Source organism: Delftia sp. WSY_12, assembly GCF_043104645.1.
GTDB classification, from domain to species: Bacteria; Pseudomonadota; Gammaproteobacteria; order Burkholderiales; family Burkholderiaceae_C; genus Comamonas; species Comamonas tsuruhatensis.
In genome coordinates this window covers 197,606-215,600 of record NZ_JBICKW010000034.1, presented here as the reverse complement: position 1 = coordinate 215,600, position 17,995 = coordinate 197,606, and the positions used below count along the sequence as shown (strand labels likewise).

The following is a 17,995-nucleotide window of genomic DNA, read 5'->3' as shown; positions in this document are numbered from 1 at the left end:
TCTCCCGTGCCGCCACCCGTGCCGCCGCCGGGCACCAATCCACCCAGCAGGCTGCCGACCAGTCCGCCGAGCCCATCTTCGCCCAGGCCGTTGCCCAGGCCGGCAATCAGCTCGTTGAGCGTGCCGATCACCGGGGCCAGGCCTTCGCCGTCCACCTGGGTGAGGCCGTTGACCAGTTCGGTCAGCACACCCAGGGGGCCGCCCTCGACATTGGTCAGGTTCTCCAGCGCGCCGGTCACGGTGGACAGCAGTCCGTCCGTGGGATTGGCCAGGGCATCCAGCAACTGGCCCACAGGCGCTGCCACCGTGCCGCCCAGCAGGCCGTCCACGACGTCCTGCACGGACGTGACCACCCCGCTGTCAGGCGTGCCGGGCGGGTTGCCCGTTCCGCCGCCCACCAGGCCGCCCAGCAGGCCACCCACGCCGGCGAGCAGGCCGCCCAGCGCACCGTCTTCGTCGAGCAGGCCGCCGAGCACGTTGTCCACTACCGTGCCGATGGAGCCGCCGGAGCCCGCTTCATCCAGGCCCTTGAGCAGCTCATTGAGCGTGCTGATCAGGGGCTCCAGGCCCTGGTTCTGGATGTTGACCAGGCCGTCCACCAGCTCGGTGAGCACGCCCAGCGGCCCGCCATTGGTGCTGGTCAGGCTCTCCAGCAGGCCTGTCACCCCGGACAGCGTGCCGCTGCCGGGATTGACCAGCGTATCGATCAGGTTGCCCACCGGGCCGGCGACCGTGCCACCGGACAGCGCACCCACCACGTCCTGCACGGAGGTGATCAGGCCGTGGCCATCCGTGGGATCCGTCGGATTGGTGGGGTCCGTGGGATTGGTCGGATTGGTCGGGTTCGTCGGGTCCGTGGGATTGGTGGGGTTGGTCGGGTTGGTGGGATCCGTGGGGTTGGTCGGATTGGTGGGGTTCGTAGGGTTGGTCGGGTTCGTGGGATCCGTGGGGTTGGTCGGATTGGTCGGATTCGTGGGGTTGGTCGGGTTCGTGGGATCCGTGGGATTGGTCGGATTGGTCGGATTCGTGGGGTTGGTCGGGTTCGTGGGATCCGTGGGGTTGGTCGGATTGGTCGGGTTCGTGGGGTTGGTCGGGTTCGTGGGATCCGTGGGGTTGGTCGGATTGGTCGGGTTCGTAGGATTGGTCGGGTTCGTGGGATCCGTGGGATTGGTCGGATTGGTGGGGTTCGTAGGATTGGTGGGGTTCGTAGGGTTCGTCGGATCCGTGGGATTCGTAGGATTCGTCGGGTTGGTGGGATCCGTCGGATTGGTCGGGTTGGTCGGGTTCGTGGGATTGGTCGGATTCGTGGGATCCGTGGGGTTGGTCGGATTCGTGGGATCGGTCGGCACCGGGGGGGCTGGGTCGTCGTCGTCGTTGCTGGCTGCGGCGATCAGGCCCACGCCGCCCGCGCCGATCAGGCCGGCCAGCAGGAAGTCGCTGAGCACGGAGCCGCCGGCTGCGGCTGCGGCGCTTTCCTTGGTCACGATCAGGCCCACGGCGTCACCGTCACTGGCGGGCGCCACCTGGACGTTGCCAGATGCCAGGTCCAGCACCATGGCGCCTGCGCCATCACCCTCGCGCTGGGCCAGCGTGGCCTGGGTGCCGCCCTCGAAGGTGCCGACCAGGGTCTGGCCGTCCTTGCCCTGGAACAGCGCCTTGGCGCTGCCATCGGCGGGCACGATGATCTTGTCGCCGACCTGCAGGGCACTGCCCGGCTGGGCCATCAGGGTTTCCCCATTGCGCACGATCTGCACGCCCGGGCTGACCTGGGACAGCGTGGCGGGAGGCGTGCCCCGGGACATGACCGCTGCGGCTGCGCCGGGCTGCATGTTCGACGTATTGAGCTGCGCAAGCACAACGCTGGAGGGCTGCGGGTCACCGAACTGCACGGGGCTGACGGTGGTGTTGCCGGTGGGCTGCATCGATTGGGCGGTCATTTACTCTCTCCAGACAAGGGTTGAGACGACAAGGTCAGACGGTGGCTTGGAAGCCGTGAAAAATCTGTCGAGCCCTTTTGTGCAACATGCATGCCACGTGCACGCTGCAGGTCCGGATGGCCTAGGAATCATCCTAAGATATTGATTTGTATGGATTTATCTATTGATCACAATGTCTCATCAAGGGTCTGTTACGGCACACGTTACGTAACGCTGCCGGGTCTGCTCCGTTACTCGGGCGCCGGTGCCGCGCCATGTTTCATGGCCCTTGACTCGCGGGCCCATGCAGCGGGGCAAGATGGCTTTCGCCTATAAAATCGCTGGCTTTTGGCTGCAGGCGTGTATCGGCGCATGCAGTAAGCCCAAAAGCGAACAGGCCCGTCTTCCAACTTTCATTGCGTAGAGAGCGCCCATATGCTGATTTCGTCCAGAGTTCCGTCGCGAGTGCCGGGTCGTACCTATTTGCGGATAGCCCGGCCCGTGGCCATTGCCGCCTTCAGTCTGGGGGCGGCTTTGTGCGGGGCGTTTGCCCATGCATCGCAGGAGGCGGTGGACGAGGTCTCACGGCTGCTGGAGCAGGGCAAGGCGCCCCAGGCCGCCAAGCAGGCCGAGGCCTACCTCAAGCAAAACCCGGCCGATGTGCAGATGCGCTTTCTGCAGGGCGTGATCGCCGCGGAGCAGCGCCAGAACGCCCAGGCCATCAAGATCTTCACGGCGTTGACCCGTGACTACCCCAGCCTGCCCGAGCCCTACAACAACCTGGCCGTGCTGTACGCCGCCGAAGGCCAGGAACGCAAGGCCTCGGAAGTGCTGGAGCAGGCCATTCGCACCAACCCCAGCTACGCCACGGCGCATGAGAACCTGGGCGACCTGTATGCGCGCATGGCCAGCGATGCCTATGCCAAGGCCTTGCAGCTGGACGGATCGCGCCAGGCCATCCAGCCCAAGCTGGCCCTGATCACGCAGATCTTCCCCAAGCAAGGTGGCGCCCAGGGCAAGACGGTCCAGGCTGCAGCTGCCTCGACCAAGGTCGCCGATGCCAAGGCGGCCGATGCCAAGGCCCGCGAATCCGACGCCAAGCTGGCCGAGGCCCGCGCCGCCGAGACCAAGGCGGCAGAGGCCAAGGCCGCCGAATTCAAGGCCGCTGAAGTGAAGGCCGCCGATGCCAAGGCAGCGCAGGCCAAGGCCGCAGAAGCCAAGGCGGCGGAAGCCAAGGCCGCAGAGGCCAAGGCAGCGGAGGCCAAGCTGGCCCAGGCCAAGGCAGCGGAAGCCAAGGCCGCCGAGACCAGGCTGGCCCAGGAGAAGGCTGCCCAGGCCGCACAGGACAAGGCGCGCGCTGCCGAGGAAGCCAGGCAGGCTGCGGCCAAGGCCGCCGCCGTGACCACCACCGCTGCGGCCCCTGCCGCCGCCGCTGTGGCCGCCGCCGAGCCCGCCAAGGCAGCGCCTGCCGTCGACGAGAAGAAGGCGGCCCAGTCGGCCGCAGCGCAGGAAGTGGAGGCCGCCGTCAAGGCCTGGTCCACCGCCTGGGCCGGACAGGACATGGACCGCTACCTGGACGCCTACAGCGACCACTTCTCCCCGGCCGATGGCAGCAGCCTGGCCAAGTGGAAGGAACAGCGCCGCCAGCGCATTGTCGGACGCACCACCATCGTCGTCACCGTGCGCGACCTCAAGGTGACGGTGGACGGCGACAAGGCCACGGCCCAGTTCCGCCAGTACTACGCATCGGGCGCGCTCAAGACCACGACCCGCAAGACCCTGCGCATGCAGCGCGAAAAGGGACAATGGCGCATCACCCACGAAGGAACCGGTTCCTGATGCCTGAAAGAGCGCGCCCCCTGGCACGGTCATCCGCCGGCTTGCTGCGCCTGCATGCGCGGGCCGCCGGCGTGGCCGTGCTGCTGGCCGCTCTGTCCACGATGTCGTTCGGCACGGCGGCCTACGCCAAGCCGGCCAAGGCCTCCAAGACGGCATCCGCCAAGCCTGCAACGGGCAAGACCAGCAAGACCGGCAAGGCCGGCGCAGCCAGGCTGCGCTCGGCGTCGGGCAAGACGGCCGTGGCCGCCGCTGCGGTGGCGGCTACGGCAGGCGGCGTCGCTGCCACGGCAGGCCATGCCAAGGCGGCGGCCGGCTCGCAAAGCCAGGCGGAGGCCCGCCTGCTGGCCATCATCCGCCAGGTGGAGCAGCGGGATCTGGATGGCGCCCTGAAGGCGGCCGCCGATCTCACCGCCGAAGTCCCCAATTTCCGCGCAGCCCAGCTGGTATATGCAGACCTGCTGCGCTTCAAGACCGGCCGTGCCGGCGAGGTGCTGGCGGGCACGCCCGTGGCTGCGTCCGCCGCCCCCAGCCATCCGGGCCAGGGCGTGCTGGTGCGGCACAACCTGTCCGTGGGCAGCGTCACACGGCTGGAGGGTCCGGCCAGTCCCGCGCAGGCCCAGCTGCAGGATCTGCAAAACGAACTCAAGCGCCGGCTGCAGGCGGACAGCGGCGCGCCGCCTGCGGGTTCCGTTCCCGGCGAGTTTTTGATGCTGGGCGCATCCGTGCGGCATGCCATTGCCATCGACGCCAGCAAGTCGCGGCTGTACCTGTTCGCCCATGAGGCAGGCGGGCTGCGGCTGCTGGGGGACTTCTATGTCTCCGTGGGCAAGCTGGGCACCGACAAATGGCAGGAAGGCGACCAGCGCACGCCGCTGGGCATCTACTTCGTGGGCCGCCACATCCCCGGGCCCCGTCTGCCGGAGTTCTATGGCAAGGGTGCGCTCACGGTGAACTTTCCCAATGACTGGGACAAGGCCGTGGGCCGCTCGGGCAGCGGCATCTGGCTGCATGGCTCGCCGCCCGACCAGTTCTCGCGGGCGCCCGAGGCCAGCGATGGCTGCCTGGTGCTGGCCAACCCCGATCTCACCTTGCTCATGCAGACCGTGGACCGGCAGACGCCGGTGCTGATCCGCGAAAAGCTGCAATGGGTGGCCCCCAAGGCCCAGGCCCAGCAGAAGGCGGCAGACGCCTTCGTGCGCGTCATCGACGACTGGAAGAGCGCCTGGAACGGTGCGGACCCGCGCAAGCTGGCCGCCCTCTACGCGCCCGACCTGCTGCAGTCGCCGGCCTCGCGCACATCACAGGAGCGGCTGGCCGCCTACCTCAACCGCCCCGGCGTGACGCTGCAGGACCTGTCCATCTATTCCTGGAAGGACGCCAAGGGCGAGATCCGCGTGGTCAACCTGCGCGCCAGCAGCAAGTCCTTTGCCGAGGGCCTGCCGCTGCGCCAGTACTGGCGCAAGACGGGCGGGCGCTGGCAGCTTTTCTCCGAGGACGTGATGGGCTGAGCCCGGCGCAGCTCAGGTGTTCTCGTTGTGGCGGTTGCTGTCGAAGCGGCGCTCCGCATCGAACAGATGCTGTATCAGCACATGCGAGGTCATGTTCACGCCGATGCCGCCAATCATGGCCGGCAGAAGGTACAGCGCCGTGGACAGCTCGGAGACGAAGAGGGTGTTGTCGGACAGCGAAGGCGTCGCCTTGGCCGCCGAGGCCAGGCTTTGCAGCAGGTAGACATCCACCCCCGCCATGGCCACCAGGGCCAGCCCGAACAGCAGCACCGTGGTGCGCGAGATGCTGCGCTTGGCCAGCAGGGCGGCGTAGATGGCGCAGGGAAGAACGACCGAGAAAACCACCAGGCTCCAGAATCTGGCTTCGGTGAAGACGGTGGTGCTGATGCGCAGGGCATTCATCGGTGCGGTCTTTCGGTGCGGTCCTTCGGTACCTGTGGGTTCCTGCGGTTCCCTGTCGGCCGCCCAATATGCCGCGCTTGCGTAAACGCCCGGTGAACCCGGCGCAAACCGGTGGTTGCACATGCAACCAGGCGCACCGGTCGCAGTCTTGTCCGCTTCGGCCCTGCCTGGCCCGATGCGTCCCTCAGGGGGTCACGACTGCCGCACCAGATAGGCCGGCAGCTGCGCCTCGGGCAGCACGGACAGGACCTTGAGCTGCAGCTGGGCGCGCTTGCGTGCCTGGGCCAGGTAGTCCTGCAGCGCCTGCGCGGCCCGCTCGTACTCACCATCCCACAGGGCGTCGATGACCTGGCGGCAGTTCTCGAGCAGGGGCGGGTTGGGCGACTGCGGGAACATGCGGTCAAAGGTGCTGTGGATCAGCCACGGCATCTGGCACTGCTGCAGCATGCCCACCAGCTTGTGGTTGGGATGCCGTGCCAGCAAGGCGCCGTGCAGGTGCTGCTCCAGCCGCAAAAGCTCCTGCGCTTGCGTTGCGGCGGGGGCGTGCAGGCGGCGGCGCAGGTCTGCGAGCATGTCCCTGTCCAGGCGCGGGCCGCTTTCGCGCAGCGCCGCGGGAGCCAGCAGCGCCAGCAGCTCGAAGTCCTGGTTCACCGCGCGTGCCGTCAACGCCGCCACGCGCCAGGAGGCATAGGTGCTCTTGTCCACCAGTCCCCGGTCCACGAGCCGGCTCAGCACCTCGCGCAGGGCCACGCGGTTCACGTTGAAGTGCTCCATGGCCGCGCTTTCGTCGATCTGGAAGCGCCCGAAGATCATGGCGATGGAGATGGTCTGCTCCAGCTCGTCGTGGATGCGCTCGCTTTCCGAGGGGATGTGGATGGTGGCGTTGCCCTCCTCCAGGCCCAGGGCCCGCGCGTCCAGCGGCAGGCGCTGGGGCTGCACGGCCTGCCCGGGCCGGGCCACCAGGTAGCCGCGTCCGTCGAAGGTGCACAGCAGCCCTTCGGCATGCAGCAGCTCGAAGGCCTTGCGCACGGGTATGCGGCTGGTGCCGAAGACCTTGGCCACCGGCCCCTCCAGCAGCACCAGGCCGGGCTCGATCCGCTGCTCGACGATGGCCCCGCGCAGGCGCTGGCGTATCAGTTCATAGCGCAGCCGGCGTTCGCCGGGATCGCCGGATTCACCGGATTCGCCGGGGCCTGCTTCCTCGTCGCGGGCAAGCTGCGTGGGTGCTGGGGTGGCTCTTGTCATTCCTGCTTCATCTGCATGTACCTGTGCACCGGCCGCCGCAAAGGGGGCCGGTATCCGGCAGGACTATAAGGGGCGGGCGCGGCGCAGCAGCGTGGCCCATTGGCGCACCAGGTAGTTGTGCTCGTCCATGACGGTGTTCCAGACGGCGATGTGGCCCAGGCGCTGCTCGTAGGAGCCGCCGTCGCGCACGCTGCCGCGCGGGATCAAGATCTGTCCGTCGGTGCCCCGCAGGTCCTCGGCGGCAGGCAGGCCGGCGTACCAGTAGTCCCATTCGCTGGCGCGCAGGTGCTCGCGGCTGCGCAGCGGGTTGGAGATGTAGTAGCCCTGCCGTGCCATCGCCGCACCGGGCCAGCCGGACTGCCACCAGTTCAGGTAGCGGTAGGCGGCATCCAGCGTGTCGCCCCTGGCCTGGCTGGAGATGCCCAGGCCGCCGTACCAGGCCCGGTAGCCTTCGCGCGGGCAGGCCAGCCGGTAGTCCAGCCCCGCCGCGCGGTAGTGGGCGATGGCCGGCGACCAGTGGCTTTGTATGGCGACGCCGGCATCGATCATCAGCCGCGCCGCATCGGCGTAGTTGCCCCAGAAGCCCCGGAACTGCTCCGACTCCTGCCGCTGCAGCAGCAGGGCCATCATCTGGTCGATCTCCTCCAGTCCCAGGTTGCTGATGTCGCCAAAACGCATGTCGCCGCCGGCCTGCAGGGCCAGGGCCGCATCCAGCGCGCCGATGGCCGCATCCGCCTGCAGGGCCGCACGGCCACGGCAGGCGGGAGACAGCAGCCACGACCAGCTCTCCTCGGTCTGCGCGAACAGATCTGGCACGGCGGCGGGCAGGTAGACGAAGCTGTCGGCGTTGTGCGTCAGCGGCAGCATGCTGATGCGCGATGCGGGCGTGCCGCCCAGGGTGCCATCGGCCTGCACGTACAGGCGCATGGCCGGGTTGCAGCCCGCGCCCAGGGCCGCCTGCGGCGTGATGCGCCCGGTCTTGGGCAGGGCGTTGACCTCGTCCCAATGCGCCAGCCTGCCGATGTCTATGGGTTGCAGCGCCCCTGTCGGCCACAGGCAGTCCAGGCTGTGGAACCACTGGTCGTAGAGATCGAAGCTGTCCTGGCGCATGACGGCCTGGCGCTGCGCGTCGAAGCCGTCGAGCACCTCGAAGCGGATGCGCAGGCCCAGGTCCTGCTCGGCGCGGCGGCGCATGGCCTCGGTCAGGGTCACCGAGGTGCCCAGTACCCGCAGTTCAGGCATCTTCTTGCGCATGGGGTGTTCCTTGTCAATGGAAGGCGGCCGGGCCGGGTGCGGCGCCGGGCTGCGCCCCATTGTCCTGCGCGAAGAAACGCTGGAACGACTGCCAGGAGTCGTCCACCTGCTGCCCGTTGAGCCCCGAGGCGATGAAGACCAGGCGCGAGCGGCCGTCGCCACCGGGCCATTCGGCCAGATGCTCGGGCGCATGCATCAGATGGCCCATGCCGTGCAGCACCGTCGGCTGCCCCTGCGGCCATCCTTCGGCGGCCACGGCCACGAGCCCCTTGAGCCGCAGCACCCGCTCGCCATGGCGGTGCAGCAGCCAGGTCAGCCACAGCGTCAGCGCACACCAGTCCACGGGGCCGTCGAGTTCCAGGCAGAAGGCCTGGATGCTGCCGTGCGGCTCCTGGCCCTTGCGGCTGCGAGGCGTGCCTGCAATGGCGCGTGCCAGCCAATTGCTCTCCTGCACGGGCTGCTCCTGCCAGGCTGGCAGCGCCTGGCGGCTGTTGCCGAGCACGGCCAGCGGATTGAGCCTGGCAAGCTGCGCGCGCAGCGCCTCGGCGTCCTGCGGCCGGGCCAGGTCGGTCTTGCTCAGGTACAGCCGGTCGGCGGCGGCGACCTGGGCCTGCCATTCGGGCCGCTGCGCATGCGTGGCCGCGTGCAGGGCATCGACCACGGTGGCGACATGGGCGGGCCTGAAGACCTGGCGCAATTGCGCATCCCCTATGAGGGTGGCGATCACCGGGCCGGGCGCGGCAAGGCCCGTGGTTTCGATCAGCACGCGCTGGAACGCAGGCAGCTCGCCGCGCTCGCGGCGCTGGTGCAGCCGCCACAGCGCCTCCTTGAGTTCGCCGCGGATGGCGCAGCAGATGCAGCCGTTGTCCAGCAGCACCGTGTCGGCGTCGATGCGGCCCACCAGCAGATGGTCCAGCCCCACGGCGCCGAATTCGTTGATCAGCACGGCGGTCTCGGCAGCGGGAGAGTCCTGCAGCCATTGCCTGAGCAGCGTGGTCTTGCCGCTGCCCAGAGAACCCGTGAGCACACCCACGGGCAGGCGTGCATCGCCGGTCATGGCGCCTGCTCCGGTTGCGGCCAGGGCATGGCCAGCGGATCCAGCTCGCGGGCCAGCAGCCGCTCGGCCGCAGGCCACAACGCACCGAAGTCGGGCACCAGAACGCTGGCGCCCGTAGGCCCCTGCAGCAGGTAGGACTGGCCGTGGAAGTCGCTGAGCCGCAGCCGCCACAGCGCCAGCAGCCGGTTGGCGCGCGCAATCTGAATCAGCCGCTGGCGGCGCCCGGCCGATCCGGCCGGCGCCTGGCTCCAGTGGCCGGAGCCCTGCAGCAAACCGCACATTCCACACATGACAGAAACCCTTTCGGTTGCGAATGGAGCCGCCTGCGAAACTGGCGCAGCCAAAGAGCAGAGACACCCAGGAAGGGCCTATGCCGGCCGTGCCGCCCCGCACCGAGGGTGTCGCCGGCTGCCCGTACGCCCCCCTCCGAAGAGAGGGGGAAGGCGCGAAGCGACTCAGGGGGTGCTTCTTTTCACGGCATGACATCGCCGGAATTGGGCCCCAGCGTCTGCCCCACATACAGATTGCCGCCGGGGTCGGAGGCCAGCAGCACGGCCGTGGGAGCCACCTCGTCGGCGCGGCCGAAGCGGCCCAGCGGCAGGCTGGCCTCCTTGGCGCGTTTCCAGTCCGCGCTGATGCCGTCGACCAGCGGCGTGGCGATGGGGCCGGGGGCAATGGCATTGACCAGGACATTGTCGGGTGCCACTTCCAGCGCCAGCGACTTGGTGAAGCCGATCACGCCGGCCTTGGCCGCCGCATAGTGGCTCAGCTCCACGCCGCCCTTGATGCCCAGCTGCGAGGCGATGCTGATGATGCGTCCCCAGCGCTGGGCCTGCATGTGCGGCACTGCGCGCCGCGCGCACAGGAAGACGCTGCGCAGGTCCACGCGCAGCATCTCGTCCCACATCGCGGTGGACATGTCGGCACAGCGCGACTGGGTGAGCATGCCGGCGTTGTTGACCAGGATGTCGATGCCGCCGAAGGCCTGCACGCAGCGGTCGATGATGCGGTGGGCCGTGGACTCGTCGCCCACGTCGCCGATGACGGTCTCGGCCTGCGTGCCTAGCGCGCGGCAGCGCCAGGCCACGTCCTCGGCCCGCGCGGCATCGATGTCGGCCAGCAGCAGCCGCGCGCCGGCCTGCGCATAGGCCAGGGCGATGGCCTCGCCGATGCCGCTGCCGGCGCCTGTCACGACGGCGCGGCGGCCGTCCAGGGGCTTGGAGGTGTTCATGTCGGATGTCCTCAACTGGGCCAGCGCACGGTCAGGCCGCCGTCGGCAATGATGGATTGGCCGGTGATGTAGGAAGCCTCGTCGCTGGTCAGGAAGCGGATCAGGGCAGCGATTTCTCGGGCCTGCCCGACACGCCCCAACGGAATGCTTTTTGCCGCCTGCGCCAGGCCCGCCGGGCCCAGCGAGTTGACCGGGTCTAGCGACTGCGGCGTCTCGATCAGGCCCGGAATCACGGCGTTGCAGCGTATGCCGCGCGGTGCCAGCTCCATGGCCACGGCGCGGCACAGCCCGGGCACGCCTGCCTTGGCGGCCGCATAGTGGGCATGCTGCTCCCAGCCGTAGACGCCGCCTGCAATGGAGGAGACGGCCACCATGGCCCCGCCCGCCGCCATGTGGCGCGCGCTGGCCCGGAAGGTGCGCATGACGCCGCCCAGGTCGATGTTGATGACCTCCTGCCACTGCGCATCGCTCATCTCGGCCAGGGCCGCCTGGCGCAGCAAACCTGCATTGGCGACGGCGAAGTCCAGCCGGCCGAAGCGGTCCACGGCGACCCGGGCCAGGTGCTCGACCTGTTCGGCATCGCCCACATCGACCGCCTCCATGACGCACCGCCCGCCCGCGCGTTCGACGAGTTCCAGGGTCTGGCCGGGATCGTGCGGATCCCGGGGGTAGTAGCTGCCGGCCACGGCAATGCCTGCCTGCGCATAGGCCAGGGCCAGCGCCTGGCCGATGCCGCTGGCGGCGTCCGTGACGAGGGCCACCTTGTTGCTGGGGGTGTCCGGGTTCATGGCGGCCTCACTTCACGGTCTCGGGATCGACATGGGGCGCCAGAAACATCAGCAGGCCCGAGGCCGCGCAGGGAATGGCGCCCCAGTACAGCGCCGCCTGCACCCAGTCCGAGCCTTGCGACAGCGTCCAGGTCACGCCAAAGCCTGCCGCGATGGCGCCCACCTGGCCCATGGCGTTGACGAAGGAGCTGGCCGTGGCGCGGATGTGGCTGGGAAAGCTCTCGCCGATCAGGAAGAGGGCCGCTGCATAGGGGCCGATCAGGAAGAACAGCCCCAGCGAGTACAGCGGCACGATGCGCCAGAAGTCGCCCGAGGGCGCGTTCAGCATGAGCGCGAAGGCCAGGCCACCCAGCATCCAGCCTATGGCCACGGCGTTGCGCCGGCCTATGCGGTCACCGAGCCAGCCATGGAAGACATAGCCCAGGAAGCCCGCGAGATTGGAGATGATGAGCACCTGCAGCGCGCTGGAGAAATCCACGCCCTTGCCCGGCGTGCCACCGGCGCCGCCCAGCACCGAGGTGCCCAGCACCGCGAAGATCACGATGGCGAACCAGTTCAGAAAAAAGCCCAGGGCCAGCGACAGCGTGGGCCGCAGCGAGGCACCGCGGAACATGGCCGACAGGCCGGTGTGCTGCTCCTGCTGTGGGCTGGCGCCATGCTCCTGCGCCAGGCGCATGGCCTCTGCCTCGCGCCCGGCGCGGCGCAGATCGGCCACGCGACGCGCGGTCAGGAACTGGGGCGTCTCCACCAGCCGGCGGCCCAGCACGGCAATCACCAGGGCGGGGAACATGGCGAACACGAAGGACAGCACCCAGCCGCCGCCCTGGCCGAACCAGCGCTCGCCCAGCGGATACAGCAGGGCCACCAGCACGGCCGTGAGCACCGCGCCCACGGGCCAGCCGCCTTGCACCAGCGAGTAGATGAAGCCGCGCCGGCGCAGGGAGGCCGGGTCCGTGTAGACCAGGGAGAACAGCTCGCTCAGGTAGGTGGCGTTGATGCTTTGCTCTGCATAGCCCAGGCCCGCCAGCGAGCGCACCACGATCAGCAGCACGAAGCCCAGCCCCGCCGACAGCCCGATCACCCAGCCGGCCAGCGCCGTCAGGCCCGAGCACAGCGCGGCGCCCGCCACGGCGATGATGATGCCCTTGCGCCGGCCCAGCCGGTCGGCGATGGGGCCGATGCCGAAGGCCACGATCACCGTGCCCAGCGTCACCCAGGTGTTCAGCCGCGCCTGCTGCTCGGCGCTCCACTGGAAGTGCTCGCCCAGTTGCGGCAGCAGGGTGCCGAAGAGGATGAAGTCGTAGACGGCGAACACCCAGGCGAAAAAGCAGACCCAGGTGGCGTAGCTGACCTGCCTGCGCGTCACGGTGGGCGCGGTCCAGGGGGCATCGGTCCCGGCCGGGGCCGGATGGCCGGCGCCTGGGGCGTCGGAGGCAATGGCGGAGGTATTCATGGTGTCCTCGCTGAGGTGGGATGCGGCATCAACGCGGCTGGCGGCGCAGGAAGTCGTCGGCGATCTGGTCGCACGTCATGAAGCGCACGCCGTCGTGCGACTGGAAATGCTCGATCAGGCGCTCCAGCATCAGCAGCACCTGGGGCCGGCCGGAGACATCGGGGTGGATGGTGATGGGGAAGACCGCGTAGTCGTGCTCGCGGTAGACCCAGTCGAACTGGTCGCGCCACATCTGCTCTATGTCGCGCGGGTTGACGAAGCCGTGGCTGTTGGGCGACTTCTTGATGAACATCATGGGCGGCAGGTCGTCCAGGTACCAGTTGGCGGGGATCTCGACCAGCCGTGTCTCCTTTCCGCGCACCAGGGGCTTCATCCAGGTGTCGGGATGCTTGCTGTAGTCGATGCGGGTCCACTGGTCGCCCACGCGCACGTAGTACGGGTGGAAGTCGTTGTGCATCAGGCTGTGGTCGTACTTGATGCCTTTCTTGAGCAGCAGCTCGTTGGTGACCGGGCTGAATTCCCACCACGGAGCGACGTAGCCCGTGGGCGCGCGGCCGGCCAGCCGCGTGATGACCTCGATGCTGCGGTCGAGCACCGCTTCCTCCTGCTCGGGCGTCATGGCAATCGGGTTCTCGTGGCTGTAGCCGTGGATGCCGATCTCATGGCCCGCGTCCACCACGGCCTTCATCTGCTCGGGAAAGGTCTCGGCAGAGTGGCCCGGGATGAACCAGGTGGTCTTGAGGCCGTATTTGTCGAACAGCCTGAGCAGCCGCAGCGAGCCGACCTCGCCCGCGAACATGCCGCGCGAGATGTCGTCGGGCGAGTCCTCCCCGCCATACGAGCCGAGCCAGCCGCCGACGGCATCGACGTCCACGCCAAACGTGATCTGTATGTCCTTGCTCATTGCATGCACTCCTTTTTCACTGGGAACGGTTGAGGGAAGAAAGCGCCTGTTCGACGGCCAGGGCAATGCGCAGCAGCCGGTCGTCATCGCCCTGCGGGCGCATCAGCTGCAGGCCGATGGGAAGCCGTTCGGTGCTCGCGCCAGGGCCTTGCAGGCACAGGGCGCCGCAGGGCAGGGCCACGGCCGGCGCATCCAGGAAGCTGCCGGGCATGGTCAGGCGCAGCGTGGCGAGATTGGTCTGGGCAAACAGCGCGTCGTCTTCCAGCAGGGGCTGCAGCAGCGGCGCCGGATGGCCCACCGTGGGCAGCACCAGGGTGGCGCCGCCCAGCTCCTGCGCAAACAGCGCCATCAATGGCTGGCGCCGTGCCAGCAGTTGCAGGTAGCCGCCATGGTCCAGATGCCTTGCGGCCGCCAGCCGGCTGCGCACACGCGGGTCCATGCGCGCGGCCTGCTCCGGGGCATCCAGGCGCTCGCGGTGCGTGGCCAATGCCTCATGCGCGCCCAGCCAGCCATGGCGCTGCGTCAGCGTCTGCACCGTGTCCAGGCTTTGCAGCCGGCGCCGCTGCACGCGGGCGCCCTGCCGCTGCAGCAGGGCCAGGCCGGCTGCAATCGCGTCGCGCACCTGCGCCTGCACTCGGTCGTCGTCCAGCAGGCCGGGGTCGATGACGAACACCTGTCCCTGCAGGCCTATGACAGGGCCTGGGACGGCAGGGCCTGCAGCGGCATCGCCGGCAGGCACGGTGCTGCGCAGCACCTGGTCCAGGGCCATGCAGTCGGCCACGCCCAGGGCCAGCGGCCCCAGCGTGTCCAGGGAAGGTGACAGCGCAAAGACCCCTTGCATGGGATAGCGCCCCCGGCTGGCACGAAAGCCCACCAGCCCGTTGAAGGCTGCGGGAATGCGCACCGATCCTGCCGTGTCCGTTCCCATGGCCAGCGGCCCGCAGCCCTGCACCACGGCCAGGGCCGCGCCGCTGGAGGAGCCGCCAGGCGCCCGTGCGCGCCCACCCAGGCGGGGATTGGCGGGGGTGCCGAAGCCAGGGTTCAGGCCCAGTCCCGAATAGGCGAACTCGCTGAGGTTGGTCTTGCCCAGGCAGACCATGCCTGCCGCCGCGGCCCGCGCCACCACGGGGGCATCGGCAGGGGCTGGCGGGGCAGAGCGAAGCAGGGCCGATGCCGCCGTGGTGGGCGTGCCACGCACATCGAACAGGTCCTTCCAGCTGATGGGCACGCCGTCCAGCGGCCCGAGCGGGCGGCCCGTACGCCAGCGCTGCGTGGATTGCCTGGCCTCTTCCAGCGCGCGCTCCGCCGTGATGCGCGTGAACACGGACGGGCTTTCACAGGCCGCTTGCAGGCAATGCTCGGTGGCTTGCGTGGGCGTCAGCGTGCCGGCCGCATAGGCTGCATGCAGTTCGCAAGCCGAGGCAGGCGCTGTCCGGAGGCCGCTGTTTTTCATTGAATTTGAATGTTGTTGTCAAAGTTCATTTTTGAATTCTAGTGAGCACCTCCATCCCGTGTCCGGGTGATTACCCGGGGGATGAGGCGCTCTGTGTTGATCTGTGAAGGAGGCCGTTTTGTGCCGCTTGCGCCGCTCTAGCGGTCCTTGTGGTCCGCTTCGCCGCACTTCCAGTAGCCCTTGGCGCTCAGCTGGCCGGGTGCGATGCCACGGTCCAGGAAATGCCGCTTCAGCGCACGCATGGCGCCTGACTCGCCCGCCATCCACAGATAGCCGTTGCCCGGCGGCAGCGGCCGGTACATCAGCCGCTGGCACAGCCTATGTCCAGGCTGGCCCGGCGCGGCGGTGATCCACTCGGTGCGCCAGCGGGCAGCGCTGTCCATGGGCTGGCATTCGCCGTCATCGGTGATTTCCACGTAGGCTTCACCCGCGCGGAGGCTGGCAGGCGCGCCGCGATCGATTGCATGGCCGGCAGTGCCGAGCCATCGCCCGCCAGCATGAGCCAATCGGTGCCGGCCGGCGGGGCGAAGCCGCCGCTGCGCGGGCCGGCAATGGCCACCTGCTCGCCCACGCGGGCCTGGGCGGCCCAGCGGGAGGCGGGGCCGTCGCCGCCAGCGGAGGTGCTGTTCTCATGCTTGGCATTGAACGCATCGCCATGCAGTACCAGGTCAATGTCCAGCGTGCCGGCCTGGCGGTCCACGCTGCGCAGCGTGTACGCCCGGCCCTCGCCCGTGGGCAGGAACAGCTTGACCCAGGCGGCGGGCGCATCCACGGCAGGCGCCCGCGAGAAGGCGGCGATCTGCTCGCCACCCAGCGTGATGCGGCGCATGCGCGGCGTGACGGATTGCGCCTTCACCACGGTGCCCAGCGCGCGCTGCGTGCCGGCAGGCATGTGAATCGGCTCAGCCATGGGTGGCTCCCCGGGCTGCGTTCAAGCGCAGCAGCAAGGCCACGGCGATGGACAGCGCCACGCTCACGGCGGCGGCGAAATACACGTCTCCGACGCCCGTGACACTGGCCAGCAGCCCGGCGGCAGGGGCCGTCAGCCCCATGGACAGGTCGAAGAAGGCCACATAGGCGCCCATGGCCGCGCCGCGTGCCTGGGCAGGCGCCCGGCGGACAGCTTCCACGCCGAAGGCCGGGAAGGCCAGCGAGTAGCCGAAGCCGGTGAGCGCGGCGCCGGCATAGGCCCATGGCGCATCGCCCCCGCCCCAGATCAGCAGCAGGCCGGCGGCTTCCAGCGGAATGCTGGCCAGTGCCACCCGCACGCCGCCCAGCTTGTCCGGCAGATGGCCGAAGAGCAGGCGCGCGCCGATGAAGGCCAGGCCGAAGGCCGTGAAGGCCAGCGAGGCCGCTCCCCAGCCCCGCGATGCGAACAGCAGCGCTGCAAAGGTCGTGATCACGCCAAAGCCCACGCTGGACAGGGCCAGCCCCAAGCCGGGAAGCCATACCGTGCCCAGCACCTTGTAGAACGGCGTGCGGCGCTGGGCCGCAGCCGGCGTGGCGCGCAGGCCCCAGACCATGGCCAGGGCGGCCAGCGGCAGCACGATGGTGGCCACGGCAATGCCGGAGAAGCCCCAGGCCGCCTGCACCGCCACGCCGGCCGGCGCGCCCGCCGCATAGGCGCCGTACATGGCAATGCCCACCCAGGCCATGACCTTGCCGGCGTTTTGCGGACCGATCATGCCCACGCCCCAGCTCAAGGCCCCGGTGATGATCAGGCTCTCGGCGCAGCCCAGCAGCACGCGGCCGGCGGCCAGCACCCAGACTGCGGCCGGCCCTCCCTCGAAGGCGCGTGACATCAGGTAGGCCAGGCCCGAAACGGCCGCCAGCGCCATGCCCAGCACCACGGCCTGCCTGGCGCCGCGCGTGTCGGCCAGCGACCCGGCCCAGGCCCGCGACAGCAGGGCGGCCGCGAACTGGCAGCCCATCACCGTGCCCACCCCCAGCGTGCCCAGTCCCAGGGTCTGGCTCAGGTGCAGGGGCAGCACGGGCATGGGCATGCCCAGGCAGAGAAAGCTGACGAAGACCGCCAGCGTCAGCGGCAGCAGCCGCGCGAATGCATTCACCGGCGGCGACGCGGCCGCAGATGGCGAAATTCCGGAAGACATGTGCATTCCCTTTCAAATACGAGTAAAAACTCAGATCACATGTCCAGGAGAATATGAGCCATGGCTCGCATTGAAAACTCGCATTCGCAGGCGGCGCAGCGCCAGCCGCCCCAGCCCCGCAAGCAGCCACGGCAGGCGCGTTCCCTTGCCACGGTCGAGGCCATTCTGGAAGCTGCGGCTCGCGTTCTGGCCGAGCGCGGCTATGCCGCCACCAACACCAATCTGGTGGCCGAGCGCGCAGGCGTGAGCGTGGGTTCGCTCTACCAGTACTTTCCCAACAAGGACTCGCTGATCACGGCCTTGCACGAGCGCCACGCCGCGCAGATGTACGCGGCCATTGCCGCCGTGCTTGCGGCAGAGCGGCCGCAGGGCCTGCAAGGCCATGTGCAGGCCATGGTCCGCGCGCTGCTGGCGGCGCACCGGGTCGAGCCCGATCTGCACCGGGTGCTGGAAAAGGAGTTCCCCTTCTTCGACGCGCCGCGCGAGCAAAGCGCGGCCGACGGCGGCATCTTCCGCCAGGTGCGCCAGCTCCTGGAGCTGCACCGCAGTCAGCTCGCCCACCGCGATCTGGACCTGGCCACCTGGATGCTGCTGCAGACCATGGAGTCCCTGGTGCATGCCGCCGTCATCGATCCGCCTGCCATGTTCACCCCCCAGGCCCTGGAGGATGGCATCGTGCAGGTGCTGATGGGGTATCTGCGAGCGCCTGCCCTGGGTTGAGGATGCAAGGAGCGATTTGGCCGCCAGGTCCTCAGGGCGCGAAGACCTCCGGATCGAATGGGCCAAGCAGTCGGGCCACTTCGCCGGCGTCATAGGGCTGGCCCAGCATGTCCA

The 17,995-nt window shown here is 69.1% G+C and carries 16 protein-coding genes and 1 pseudogene; 3 read left to right on the top strand and 14 right to left on the bottom strand.

Translation table 11 applies throughout. From position 1 onward, the window contains the following. A pseudogene (locus ACF8LI_RS21255) lies at positions 1-1,937 on the bottom strand (hypothetical protein); the annotation flags it as partial. A 480-nt stretch (positions 1,938-2,417) separates the two neighbouring features. Here ACF8LI_RS21255 and ACF8LI_RS21250 point away from each other — a divergent pair. Together ACF8LI_RS21250 and ACF8LI_RS21245 are read left to right on the top strand one after the other, a co-directional pair. Beyond that, positions 2,418-3,755 (top strand): tetratricopeptide repeat protein, encoded by a 1,338-nt coding sequence (locus ACF8LI_RS21250; protein ID WP_227740817.1) that lies wholly within the window; start codon positions 2,418-2,420, stop codon positions 3,753-3,755. Further along, the gene (locus tag ACF8LI_RS21245) at positions 3,755-5,263 is read left to right on the top strand and encodes a murein L,D-transpeptidase family protein (protein ID WP_016449811.1); all 1,509 of its coding nucleotides are present in this window, start codon (positions 3,755-3,757) and stop codon (positions 5,261-5,263) included. The genes ACF8LI_RS21250 and ACF8LI_RS21245 overlap by 1 nt, the downstream gene beginning before the upstream one ends. Positions 5,264-5,275: 12 nt before the next feature. Here ACF8LI_RS21245 and ACF8LI_RS21240 read toward each other — a convergent pair whose 3' ends face one another. The 13 genes from ACF8LI_RS21240 to ACF8LI_RS21180 all read right to left on the bottom strand — a co-directional run bounded on the left by ACF8LI_RS21240 (position 5,276) and on the right by ACF8LI_RS21180 (position 17,161). Further along, complete coding sequence (locus ACF8LI_RS21240; protein WP_016449810.1) at positions 5,276-5,665, bottom strand: hypothetical protein; 390 nt, start codon at positions 5,663-5,665, stop codon at positions 5,276-5,278. A 192-nt stretch (positions 5,666-5,857) separates the two neighbouring features. Beyond that, positions 5,858-6,910 carry a GntR family transcriptional regulator gene (locus ACF8LI_RS21235; RefSeq protein ID WP_392412855.1) on the bottom strand — a complete coding sequence of 351 codons (1,053 nt, stop codon included), beginning with the start codon at positions 6,908-6,910 and terminating at the stop codon, positions 5,858-5,860. Positions 6,911-6,973: 63 nt separating this feature from the next. Beyond that, a complete protein-coding gene (locus ACF8LI_RS21230; RefSeq protein ID WP_374005916.1) occupies positions 6,974-8,164 on the bottom strand; it encodes a PotD/PotF family extracellular solute-binding protein in 1,191 nt (396 codons plus the stop codon). 13 nt (positions 8,165-8,177) lie between these two features. Then, positions 8,178-9,221 carry a GTP-binding protein gene (locus tag ACF8LI_RS21225; RefSeq protein ID WP_016449807.1) on the bottom strand — a complete coding sequence of 348 codons (1,044 nt, stop codon included), beginning with the start codon at positions 9,219-9,221 and terminating at the stop codon, positions 8,178-8,180. Next, positions 9,218-9,511, bottom strand: a complete 294-nt coding sequence (locus ACF8LI_RS21220) for a hypothetical protein (protein ID WP_016449806.1) — start codon at positions 9,509-9,511, stop codon at positions 9,218-9,220. The genes ACF8LI_RS21225 and ACF8LI_RS21220 overlap by 4 nt, the downstream gene beginning before the upstream one ends. A gap of 182 nt (positions 9,512-9,693) precedes the next feature. Then, a complete protein-coding gene (locus ACF8LI_RS21215) occupies positions 9,694-10,452 on the bottom strand; it encodes an SDR family NAD(P)-dependent oxidoreductase (RefSeq protein WP_047217833.1) in 759 nt (252 codons plus the stop codon). Between the two features lie 11 nt (positions 10,453-10,463). Beyond that, complete coding sequence (locus ACF8LI_RS21210) at positions 10,464-11,240, bottom strand: SDR family NAD(P)-dependent oxidoreductase (protein WP_392412852.1); 777 nt, start codon at positions 11,238-11,240, stop codon at positions 10,464-10,466. 7 nt (positions 11,241-11,247) lie between these two features. Next, on the bottom strand, positions 11,248-12,693 hold the full coding sequence (locus ACF8LI_RS21205) for an MFS transporter (RefSeq protein ID WP_392412850.1): 1,446 nt from the start codon (positions 12,691-12,693) through the stop codon (positions 11,248-11,250). 28 nt (positions 12,694-12,721) lie between these two features. After that, positions 12,722-13,597 carry a polysaccharide deacetylase gene (locus tag ACF8LI_RS21200; RefSeq protein WP_016449802.1) on the bottom strand — a complete coding sequence of 292 codons (876 nt, stop codon included), beginning with the start codon at positions 13,595-13,597 and terminating at the stop codon, positions 12,722-12,724. A 16-nt stretch (positions 13,598-13,613) separates the two neighbouring features. Beyond that, positions 13,614-15,050 carry an amidase gene (locus tag ACF8LI_RS21195; RefSeq protein ID WP_047325908.1) on the bottom strand — a complete coding sequence of 479 codons (1,437 nt, stop codon included), beginning with the start codon at positions 15,048-15,050 and terminating at the stop codon, positions 13,614-13,616. A gap of 137 nt (positions 15,051-15,187) precedes the next feature. Further along, a complete protein-coding gene (locus ACF8LI_RS21190) occupies positions 15,188-15,433 on the bottom strand; it encodes an SIP domain-containing protein (RefSeq protein ID WP_392412848.1) in 246 nt (81 codons plus the stop codon). Beyond that, positions 15,352-15,960 carry a siderophore-interacting protein gene (locus tag ACF8LI_RS21185; protein ID WP_392412847.1) on the bottom strand — a complete coding sequence of 203 codons (609 nt, stop codon included), beginning with the start codon at positions 15,958-15,960 and terminating at the stop codon, positions 15,352-15,354. Before ACF8LI_RS21185 ends, ACF8LI_RS21190 begins: the two co-directional genes overlap by 82 nt. Further along, positions 15,953-17,161, bottom strand: coding sequence for an arabinose transporter (locus ACF8LI_RS21180; RefSeq protein ID WP_026062431.1), 1,209 nt, complete (start codon positions 17,159-17,161; stop codon positions 15,953-15,955). Before ACF8LI_RS21180 ends, ACF8LI_RS21185 begins: the two co-directional genes overlap by 8 nt. Before the next feature lie 60 nt (positions 17,162-17,221). Here ACF8LI_RS21180 and ACF8LI_RS21175 point away from each other — a divergent pair, with 60 nt between their 5' ends. After that, entirely contained in the window at positions 17,222-17,881 is a 660-nt protein-coding gene (locus tag ACF8LI_RS21175) for a TetR/AcrR family transcriptional regulator (protein WP_013803729.1), read from the top strand. Positions 17,882-17,995: the final 114 nt, after the last annotated feature.